At 68.1% G+C, this 8,897-nt stretch carries 12 protein-coding genes and 3 pseudogenes; 8 read left to right on the top strand and 7 right to left on the bottom strand.

Annotated elements, in window-relative coordinates; translation table 11 throughout:
• From IE263_RS47725 to IE263_RS50300, 3 genes and pseudogenes are all read right to left on the bottom strand, one after another.
• Positions 1-303, bottom strand: a 303-nt coding sequence (locus tag IE263_RS47725; RefSeq protein ID WP_189944412.1) for a helix-turn-helix domain-containing protein, incomplete at its 3' end; no start/stop codon positions are given.
• 226 nt (positions 304-529) lie between these two features.
• Positions 530-1,174, bottom strand: coding sequence for a hypothetical protein (locus IE263_RS47730; RefSeq protein WP_189944413.1), 645 nt, complete (start codon positions 1,172-1,174; stop codon positions 530-532).
• Positions 1,095-1,592 (bottom strand): annotated as a pseudogene (locus IE263_RS50300) (DUF6248 family natural product biosynthesis protein); the annotation flags it as partial. The pseudogene IE263_RS50300 and the gene IE263_RS47730, both read right to left, overlap by 80 nt.
• Positions 1,593-1,619: 27 nt before the next feature.
• On the opposite strand from IE263_RS50300, the gene IE263_RS47735 reads away from it, so the two are divergent.
• From IE263_RS47735 to IE263_RS47745, 3 genes are all read left to right on the top strand, one after another.
• Complete coding sequence (locus IE263_RS47735) at positions 1,620-2,906, top strand: hypothetical protein (RefSeq protein ID WP_189944414.1); 1,287 nt, start codon at positions 1,620-1,622, stop codon at positions 2,904-2,906.
• 126 nt (positions 2,907-3,032) lie between these two features.
• Positions 3,033-3,548, top strand: a complete 516-nt coding sequence (locus IE263_RS47740; RefSeq protein WP_189944415.1) for a DUF4265 domain-containing protein — start codon at positions 3,033-3,035, stop codon at positions 3,546-3,548.
• Between the two features lie 202 nt (positions 3,549-3,750).
• A complete protein-coding gene (locus IE263_RS47745) occupies positions 3,751-4,029 on the top strand; it encodes a hypothetical protein (protein ID WP_189944416.1) in 279 nt (92 codons plus the stop codon).
• Here the strand turns inward: IE263_RS47745 and IE263_RS47750 are convergent.
• From IE263_RS47750 to IE263_RS47755, 3 genes and pseudogenes are all read right to left on the bottom strand, one after another.
• Positions 4,014-4,517 carry a single-stranded DNA-binding protein gene (locus IE263_RS47750; protein ID WP_229911583.1) on the bottom strand — a complete coding sequence of 168 codons (504 nt, stop codon included), beginning with the start codon at positions 4,515-4,517 and terminating at the stop codon, positions 4,014-4,016. The genes IE263_RS47745 and IE263_RS47750 overlap by 16 nt on opposite strands.
• A gap of 164 nt (positions 4,518-4,681) precedes the next feature.
• Positions 4,682-4,855 (bottom strand): annotated as a pseudogene (locus IE263_RS49390) (DUF2267 domain-containing protein); the annotation flags it as partial.
• A complete protein-coding gene (locus tag IE263_RS47755; protein ID WP_373312316.1) occupies positions 4,846-5,130 on the bottom strand; it encodes a hypothetical protein in 285 nt (94 codons plus the stop codon). The pseudogene IE263_RS49390 and the gene IE263_RS47755, both read right to left, overlap by 10 nt.
• 261 nt (positions 5,131-5,391) lie before the next feature.
• Between IE263_RS47755 and IE263_RS47760 the strand changes: the two genes are divergently transcribed.
• Together IE263_RS47760 and IE263_RS47765 are read left to right on the top strand one after the other, a co-directional pair.
• Positions 5,392-5,652 carry an aldehyde dehydrogenase family protein gene (locus tag IE263_RS47760; RefSeq protein WP_229911586.1) on the top strand — a complete coding sequence of 87 codons (261 nt, stop codon included), beginning with the start codon at positions 5,392-5,394 and terminating at the stop codon, positions 5,650-5,652.
• Between the two features lie 73 nt (positions 5,653-5,725).
• A complete protein-coding gene (locus IE263_RS47765; protein WP_189944419.1) occupies positions 5,726-6,475 on the top strand; it encodes an SDR family oxidoreductase in 750 nt (249 codons plus the stop codon).
• 77 nt (positions 6,476-6,552) lie between these two features.
• Here the strand turns inward: IE263_RS47765 and IE263_RS47770 are convergent.
• Positions 6,553-6,807: pseudogene (locus IE263_RS47770) on the bottom strand (Tn3 family transposase); the annotation flags it as partial.
• 79 nt (positions 6,808-6,886) lie between these two features.
• Here IE263_RS47770 and IE263_RS47775 point away from each other — a divergent pair.
• From IE263_RS47775 to IE263_RS47785, 3 genes are all read left to right on the top strand, one after another.
• On the top strand, positions 6,887-7,126 hold the full coding sequence (locus tag IE263_RS47775; RefSeq protein ID WP_189944420.1) for a hypothetical protein: 240 nt from the start codon (positions 6,887-6,889) through the stop codon (positions 7,124-7,126).
• Complete coding sequence (locus tag IE263_RS47780; protein WP_189944421.1) at positions 7,126-7,503, top strand: fic family toxin-antitoxin system, toxin component; 378 nt, start codon at positions 7,126-7,128, stop codon at positions 7,501-7,503. The genes IE263_RS47775 and IE263_RS47780 overlap by 1 nt, the downstream gene beginning before the upstream one ends.
• Before the next feature lie 515 nt (positions 7,504-8,018).
• A protein-coding gene (locus IE263_RS47785; protein ID WP_189944422.1) for an IS5 family transposase occupies positions 8,019-8,827 on the top strand; the annotation gives its coding sequence in 2 pieces (ribosomal slippage) (positions 8,019-8,358 and positions 8,358-8,827; 810 coding nt in all).
• Positions 8,828-8,897: the final 70 nt, after the last annotated feature.

Genomic DNA, 8,897 nt, shown 5'->3' on the forward strand with positions numbered 1-8,897 from the left:
AGTCCACCGCTCATCGTCGAAGCCGTGCGCTGCCGGCCCCTTGCCCAGCTCTTCCTCGACTACGGCGAACTGGGCATCGGTGACGGTCGGGGAGTTGGCCGGGCCCGCGGAACGCAGCGCCGCCATGCCACCCTCGCGCCAGGCACGACGCCATCGTTCCACCGACCGCACACTCACCCGCAGATCCTTCGCGATCACCGCGGTCTTCTCACCCGCCACGAACCGCTCACCTGCCTGGAGTCGGACCTTCTCCCGAAACGCCCGACGCTCAGCAGTCAGGCCCCCACCCTCCGGATATCGCATACCAACGGCATACCGCAGGGATCACGACCCGTCACCACCCGACGACAACCCGAAAACCTCAGTACTTGACGGTCGCCGACAACATCCTGGAGTTCCTTGCCCGTTGGGCAGCCCACACGGGTCCGGACCACGACGGTTGACCAGCACAGAGATCCATCACGGACGTGCCGCCATGGCATGGCCCCTTCAGCATCAGGTTCTAACTCAGCTGCTACGTGCTGACTGGTCAGGGACTTTGCCGCCCTCCTGGAGAGGGGGCCTGGTTCTCGGTGCGGATCATTTGGCGCAGACTGAGCCGGGCGCTGCCCAGGTCGTCCTGGACCTCGCTGAGCTGCTCGGTCAATGTCTGGACGTGGGCGAGGGCCTTGTCGCGTTCTTCCTGCAGCCGCTGGTTCTCCGCGGTGAGCTCGTCGACGCGGGTGCCCAGGTCAGCGGCGCCGATCTGGTCGAGCTGTTGGCCGAGACTGCGGCGGACGGCGTCCTTGAGGCGCTCGACCTCTTGCCACAGGCGCCGGTTGTCCTCCTGGAGGAGCTGTTTCTCCACCTTCCATCCGGCCGGTTCCCTGGCTCCGGTGCGCGCGTCGTTGGTCGCGCCGCGTTCCTGGCGGCGCCGAGCTGCCTCGATGTGCTCGCGCACTCCGTCGGCGTAGACGAGCCAGTGGGAGACGTTCGCGGCGCGCGCCACGCCGGTGAAGGTGACCGGCTCGTTGTCGGCGAGCAGCTGGTCGACGACGGAACCCGCCGCGGTCGGTGACGGTGCCGGCGTAGTCGTCGAGGCGGGGGCCGCTGGCGCTGACGCAATGGTCGTGGTGACCGGAGCCGCAGGGGTGGCAGATGCCCCGCTCGCAGGAGCACCAGCGGTGGAAGCCATGGGGATAGGCGTCCTCGATCTTGCCCAGTCCCCTGGTCCAGGCGTTCGCGCGGACCCAGGCGCCTTCCGCCTCGGTCATCGGGGAGGTCACCCTGGTGGGGACGGGGTCGAGGATGCCCATGATCGATGCGCCGATGAGGCGCAGCCAGGTCGTCATGTCTCGTCTCCGAACAGAGTTGGGGTGGTATGGAGTTCGTTCATCCAGGCGAGAAGGCGGGGGAGGTTGATGTCGGTTCCGAAGGCGAGATAGGTGCCGTCGCAGATGGTGCACCCGAAGGCCTGCGCGATGCGCAGGGGTGTTCACGAGTGGGCCTGATCCGCAGCGATTCGACGCTCTGAAGATCGTTCCCTGTCTGGCCAATGATCGTTCCCCGCCCACGAGTGCGATGAGCCGGGAGGACTCCGAGGTGGGGGTCATGTCGGACCGTACCCATAGCGTGCCCACATGCCCTTTGCCGACAATCTGGCTGCCCGAATGGCGAAACCGGACTTCTGGCCCCTGTATCTCTTCGACGACCAGGAGTTGGAGGCATACGAGGAGGCACGGGAGGACGAGGAAGCGGAGGAGGAGGTCTTCCGGGCGGAGTTCTTGCTGGATCGCGGTCTGGGTCTGCGGCTCAAGTTCGAACCGGGCGTCGGCTACGTCGATCTGGCCGTCCTGTCGCCGGAGTCTGCAGAGGCCGAGACGGCGGGCTGGGACGACATGGCGCACTTCCACCCCCACGTCATGCCCTGGCCGGAACTCGACCTGCTGTGCCGCGCGGCGGCCCTGCACGACCCGGCGCTGCGGCATCCGGGCCCGATGCTGGCGTTGCTGCTGCGCTTCGCCTTCCTGTCCGAGGACGAAGACCTGGACGCGATCACGCCGCTGGCGGACGCGGCCTTCGCCGCGGTACGGCCCACGGAGACGAGCGGCGGTGCAATCTCTGGAGCGGTGGGCGTGCGGGAGGAGACGCGGGACTGGTTCGACCTGCGGGATCTTCGCGGCGCGGGGATCGAGTGGACGGTTCGACCCGATGGCTGCCGGGCAGTGACGCAGCACGATCGGGACGGGATGCCGCTGTACTCCCTGCGGGAGCCCGCATCGGACGACTTCCCGTTCACCACGTGGTCCAGGCTGCTGGTTCGCGCGGCGGAACTGCTGGATGCTATACGGGCGGACCCCGCTGTCCATACCGCCGAGGTACAGGCCGCACTCGATCGCTGCACCGGACCGGACGGTCACCAGAATCTCGGCCCGCTCTCAGAGGCACTGTGCCGGGCGGGCTTCAGCCAGACCGCGCTGCTCCGCGCGGTGTCCGAGCCGGTCGCGGTGGCGGAAGCGGCTTGGGCCGTGGAGACCCTGGCAGGGCTGGGACAGGGCAAGCTGACAGCCGCCTGGTTCGGTGGCAGCCCGCTGGCTGACAGTCGTTCATGGAGGCTGTCCCTCACCCTGCCTGCCGCTGGGCGCCCATGGCGCTTCGCGCAGGAGATTGCCGGGGAACTCTCCGCCGCGCTCCAGGAGGCCGGCCTGGGCCGGGCGGAGACCAACGGCAGCACATCTGTACAGAGCGAACACGGCGGTTACGTACATCGCGCCGACCACCTCGAGGTGCTGATCCGCGACGACCTGCCGGGCGGTGTGCGCGTGATCTCACAGCTACTGCACCGCCATCAGCCAGCGGCGACAGCCGTACTCAAGCACGCCGAGAAGCCATACGAAAACATCCCTCTCGTCGATCCGTCGACCTGACGTCAGTCACCACCTCGAACAGTGACTCCCGCCCTCAATTCGACTACTCGAATGTTCACGAAGGGGCCTGATCAGGCACGACTCGCAGTAGATCTCTTCCCATAGGGCAGGTGATCGTTTCCCTGCATGGCCGCGGCTGTGGATGATGGTGCCGTGGCGAGCGTCAGAGACGACCATGTGAAGGTTCATTTCCGGCTGGAAGTAGACGAGGACGGTTGGCCGCCGGCAAGCGTGGAGAGCTTGTGGGCGGTGGACCTCGGTGACGGGACCGTGCGTCTGGACAACACTCCCTGGTTCGTACGCGGAGTCGCCAGCGACGACATCATCCGGGTGGAGGTCGACGAGGAGGGTGTCCGCTGGGCCGGTGAGACGGTGCGGGCTTCGGAGAACTGCACCATCCGGCTGATCGTCCTGAAGGACGGCGGCTCATGTGCTGCTCGGCAGAAAGTGCTGGAGACGTTCCACAACCTGGGCACGACCGGTGAGGGGATCGAGCAGTTCCAGATGGTGGCTCTCGATGTTCCACCGGATGCTGACCTGCCTCGGATACGGAAGCTCCTGGAGCATGGCGATGCCAAGGGGTGGTGGCATTGGGAGGAAGGGTGCGTCACCGCAGCGTGGCGGGCCGCGGATTCGAGGTGACCGCCGTAGCGGGCTCATCTCTCATTGCGTGAAGGCTGCAAGGAGGGCGACAGGATGACCATCTTCCACTGCGTCGGCTGTCGGCAGCCCCTGACGAACGAGGTGGAGGCTGGAGAGCCGCTGCGAGGTCCGGAGCGGCCTGCGGGCCACGCGATTGCCTCCCCTCGGATGGCTGCGGGAACCGGCAGGTCAGAGTTGCGTTGTGGAGTTCCTCGCGCGGCTTGTACTGGGCCAGGCGCCCGCTGTTGTCGCGGCGCACGTGCCGCTGCCAGACCTCGGCAGGGGAGTAGTCGGCGAGGTCGGCGGCGACCTGGTCCGGGCAGAAGTGGGCGGCCAGCGCGGTGCGGGCGGCACTTTCGGACAGGGTGCTCTCGGGCATGGCGGCCTCTCGGGCATGGCGCGGCACCGGCAGGCGAACCGGTACCGCGTCGGGGTGGGCGGTGAAGGGGAGAAGGGGGCAGAGCGTCAGCGGCCGACGTGAAGGGGGGAGCCGTCGGCGTCGGAGGCGGCGGTGTTGGACCAGCCGGAGGACCTCTGCTTTTCCCACCAGGCGGGAGGATTGCCGGGCTGCTTGGTGGGAGGACGGGGCGCGCTCGGAGCGGCGGGCTGAGGCGCCGGGGGAGGGGTGACGGGAGCGGCGGCGGCCGGGCTGGGCAGGCTGGCTTCGGTGTAGGCGATGCGCTGGCGCAGGCTGATGCCGAGGTCGTCGACGCTCAGGTAGATGGAGTTGTCCTTGATCTCGGTGATGCGGCCCTCGACCAGGACGGTGACTCCGCTGGTGAGGGATTCGGCGGCGTTGCGGGCGAGGTCCCGCCAGGCGGTGCACACGTAGCGGATCGGGGTCCCGTCCCGCCACTTCTGTGTGGCGGCGTCCCACTGGCTGGGGGTCTCGGTGAGGCGGAAGCGGCAGGCGGCGATGCCGGATTGGGCGAAGCGGCATTCGACGTCGCTGGTGACGGTGCCGGACACGTGCGTGATCGACGGGGCCGGGCCGGCCGCAGCGGACCCATCGCGGCCTGCTGATGGCATCGCCGAAACCAGCCTCGTCCAGCAGACTCGCGAGCCGGACCAGTGTCACGGTGCAGTGCGGCGATGGAGCGGACCAGGCGTTTGGGTACTCCGCGAGGTGGTGCGAACAGCAGGGCGTAGCCGGTGGGGAGCTGGTGGAGGACGCGGGTGATCAGGTCGGGGCCGGCGTAGGCAGCGACGGCGGAGAAGACGGATCCGGTGTTCCAGCGGGTGGTGGCCAGGGAGGCGCCGGTGCGGGCGGCGAGATCCTTGACGAAGGCCCAGCCGGTCAGCTGATGAGGCCGTCGCCGAGGGCGGTGACCAGGCGGGTGAGGCTGTGTTCGAAGTCGATGGCGACGTGGGCCAGCTCCGGTTCCTCCCGGTACAGACGTTGCACGTTCTCCGCGGGATGGCTGGCCTGCCACAAAGGGCCGGTCAGAGCGAGGGCGGCGATGACCAGTTCCTCGGCGGCGATGCGGTCCAGGGCGCTGCGGGCGGTGAGGGTGTCGCTGACGGTGTTGAGGGCGCGGCTGGCCGCGGCCTTGAAGGCGCGGACGGGGTCGGTGAGGATCAGCCGCCCCTCACCGCCGGGGAACAGCCGGCTGAACACGCCCTCGAACTCGCGGGCGGTGTCCCGGAACGCCTCGGTGAAGACCTGCTCGACGCGCTCGTCGACCTCCTTCACCACCTGCAACAGGTCGGCGCGTCGTCGGCGGTGAGGGCAAGCCCGCCGGCTTCGAGGCGGGCAACTACGTCAAGCCCACCGTCTTCGTCGGCGTCACCAACGACATGACCCATCGCCCAGGAGGAGATCTTCGGCCCCGTCCTGTCGGTCATCACCTACCGCGACGACGAGGAAGCCGTGGCCATCGCCAACGACACCCCCTTCGGCCTGCACGGCTACGTCTACGGCGAGGACCTGGACCGGGCCCGGGCCGTCGCCGACCGGATCCAGGCCGGCCGCGTCATGATCAACCAGTTCTTCGACGACCCCACCAGCCCGTTCGGCGGCTTCAAGATGTCCGGCTTCGGACGCGAGTTCGGCGTCCACGGCCTCAACGCCTACCTCGAGGCCAAGACCGTCTTCGCCGCCTGACGGCACGCGACCGCCCCAGCCGGACCTCCCCCCTCCCCCAGACACCCCACCAGCAAGAAAGAAGCACCACGTCATGACTGACATCCGCAACAAGGTCGCGCTGATCACCGGAGCCTCCAGCGGCATCGGGGCGGCCACCGCACTCGCCCTGGCCGAAGCCGGCGCCAAGGTCGGCATCGCCGCCCGCCGCGCCGACCGCCTCCAGGCCCTGAAGTCCCAGATCGAGGAGAAGGGCGGCCAGGCACTCGTCCTGGAGATGGACGTCGCAGACGCCGCCTCCGTCAACGCCGGCGTCCGGAAGCTGATCGACACCTACGGCTCGCTCGACATCCTCTTCAACAACGCCGGCCTGATGCCGATCTCGAACATCGACGAGCTGAAGACCGACGAGTGGGACCGCATGGTCGACGTCAACATCAAGGGCGTACTGAACGCCACGGCCGCGGTCCTCCCGCAGATGATCGAACAGCACTCCGGCCACATCTTGAACGTGGGATCGATCGCCGGACGCAAGGTGTTCGGCCCCGGCTTCACCGTCTACTCCGCCACCAAGTTCGCGGTGACCGCCTTCTCCGAGGGCCTGCGGATGGAGGTCGGCAAGAAGCACAACATCCGCGTCACCTCCATCCAGCCAGGCATGGTCGCCACCGAACTCGCCGAGACCACCAGCGATCCCGCCGTGCGTCAGATGTTGCACGACAGCCAGGCCGGGATCCGGGTCGTCGCCCCCTCCGAGGTCGCCGACGTTGTTCTCTTCGCAGCTGAGGCGCCCGACCACGTCAACCTGGCGGAGCTGTTCATCCTGCCCACCGCGCAGGCGTAACCATCTGGACGTCAGCCGTACGCCGAATGCTGACCGACTACATGCCCGAAAGGGGAGAGAGGGTCGCTGTTCTCCTGCAGCGTCTTGGAGATCCGCCCGTAGTGGGCGATCGCGTCGCCCAGCGGGGTGGGCCGGCCGTCGCGCGACAGCATCCGGATCACGTCGTAGGCCCGCACCGCGCCGGTGCGGATGGAGCCGATGATCCGCAGAATGTCCTCCCAGTGCCGCTCGATCCGCACCAGGTCGACCCGGCCCTGGGCCGCGCCCTGGAAGGCGCCGTAGTCGGCCGCGCGGTCGACGCGCCACATCTTCTGGTCCGGCAGGTCTGCCAGCTACAACGACGATTGGGAATCAGTCACACCGGCGTCCGAACCGGCCCCCTCGCGTGGTAACAGCTGTTACCATCGGAGGATGGGAAAGACACAACTGGGTGCCCGCGTCGATGACGAGATCGCAGAACTGGCCAGGGCCCGCGCCAAGGACCGCGGCCTCAGCTTGGGCGACTACATCGCTTCCCTCGTGCGCGACGATGCCGACGGCATGCGCCAGCGCGGTCTGGACGCCGCACGGCGCTTCCTCGACGATCACCAAGCCCTCTTCGACGAAGCCGAAGACGCAGAGCAGCGCTCCACGGGAGCACACGCCGCCTGATGGAGCTCTACATCGACGTCCCCTGGATCCTGCAGGTCGCCGAGCTCGCGGGCGCGGATGATCCCGCCCCCGACGACTACGGGGTACCGGTGGCGGCGGTCGCCTGCCACCGGGCTGAACTCTTGGACCAGCCCGTCTACGACGGCCCCTACGCCCGGGCAGCCGCCCTAATACACATCCTCGGCCGCTGCCGCTGGCTGGAGCGCTCCAACATGGCCGTGGCCGCCGCGACGGGCGTCATGTACCTGGAGGCCTCCGGCATCCCGGTCAAACCCGCCCGCGAGGACGCCATCGCCCTACGCGACCTCCTGCGCAATCCCGCCTGCACCGCCGCGAGGATCGCCGCCCTCCTGCGCTCCTGGCCACAAGCCACCTGAACCTGTACCAGCGCACCGCGACGAAGAAGACCGTGGGCCTCAGGCGACGCAGCGCCTGAGCCTTCGGGCGTCCCTGTCGTGTTTAACTGCTCGTTTCAGAATGGCAGCTACGTCGGTCGCGGCCTCACGCTAGGGGGTCCTCCGCGAGCAGTTCTGCGACCCGCTGAGCGGCCTCGTCCGGTGGCAGCTCGGCCGGCCAGGGGAGCCGCTCAGTGCCGTCCCGGACTGGGTTTTCATCACGATCCAGGGGGATGAGCTGCCAGTCCCGACCGTGCCGCCAGAACATGATCACTCCGTGAGGCCACGCAGGAAGGCTGCTGGTCCACCAGAAGGCCGTGCCGGCAGCTTCCTCATGGCACTCGTCGGGGCCGTGACCGATTGCAGTGCAGGCTGCGGTGAAAGCGGTATCGGCGGTACGTCGATCCTGCCAGAACGAAACCACCGGCCGATCTTATCGATGGCTTCAGCGAGTCCGCGAGCTTGCGTCTGGCAATCTTGATCGGCAGGCTGTGCGGGTGCGTGCTGATCTTGTTCCGGATGCCCTGTGGGAGCGTATCGCGCCGCTGCTGCCGCCCGTTCCCGAGCGTCGTCGTCGCTACCCCGGACGTCTGCGCGTTCCGGACAGGACAGCGCTGGCAGGAGTGCTGTATGTGCTGCGGACCGGCGTCGCTTGGCGCGACGTGCCAGCAGAGACTGTGGGCTGCTCCGGAGTGACGGCATGGCGCAGGCTGCGGGACTGGACCGAGGCTGGCGTGTGGCCCCGACTGCACGCCGCCCTGCTGACCGAGCTCCGGCGAGCGAACCTGCTGGACATGGACGACTGCGCCGTCGACGGCTCACACGTCCGAGCCCTGAAAGGGGGGATCATGTCGGTCCCTCACCGGTCGACCGCGCCCGTCCCGGCTCAAAGCACCACCTGATCGTCGACCGCAACGGCACCCCGCTGGCCGCCACGCTCACCGGCGGCAACCGACACGACGTCCCCCAGCTTCTGCCGCTGCTGGACGCGGTCCCACCGATCGGGGGCCTGCGAGGGCGGCCCCGCTGTCGGCCCCGGCGACTGTACGCCGACCGGGACTACGACTTCGACAAGTACCGCCGCCAGTTGTGGAAGCGCGGCATCAAGCCGATGATCGCCCGACGCGGCATTGCTCACGGCTCCGGACTTGGCAAAGTGCGCTGGGTCGTGGAGCGCGCGTTTGCCTGGCTTCACCAGTTCAAGCGCCTACGCATCCGCTACGAACATCGGGCAGACCTTCACCAGGGACTCCTCGAACTCGCCTGCTCGATCATCTGCCTGCGGCGGCTCTCGCGATCATTCTGAAACGATCAGTAAGAGGCCCTAACAAAGGCGTTGGACGTGGCGATGGGTGATCAAGCAAACGGCGAGCCCG

It is taken from the genome of Streptomyces aurantiogriseus, from assembly GCF_014649375.1.
Taxonomy (GTDB): Bacteria; Actinomycetota; Actinomycetes; order Streptomycetales; family Streptomycetaceae; genus Streptomyces; species Streptomyces aurantiogriseus.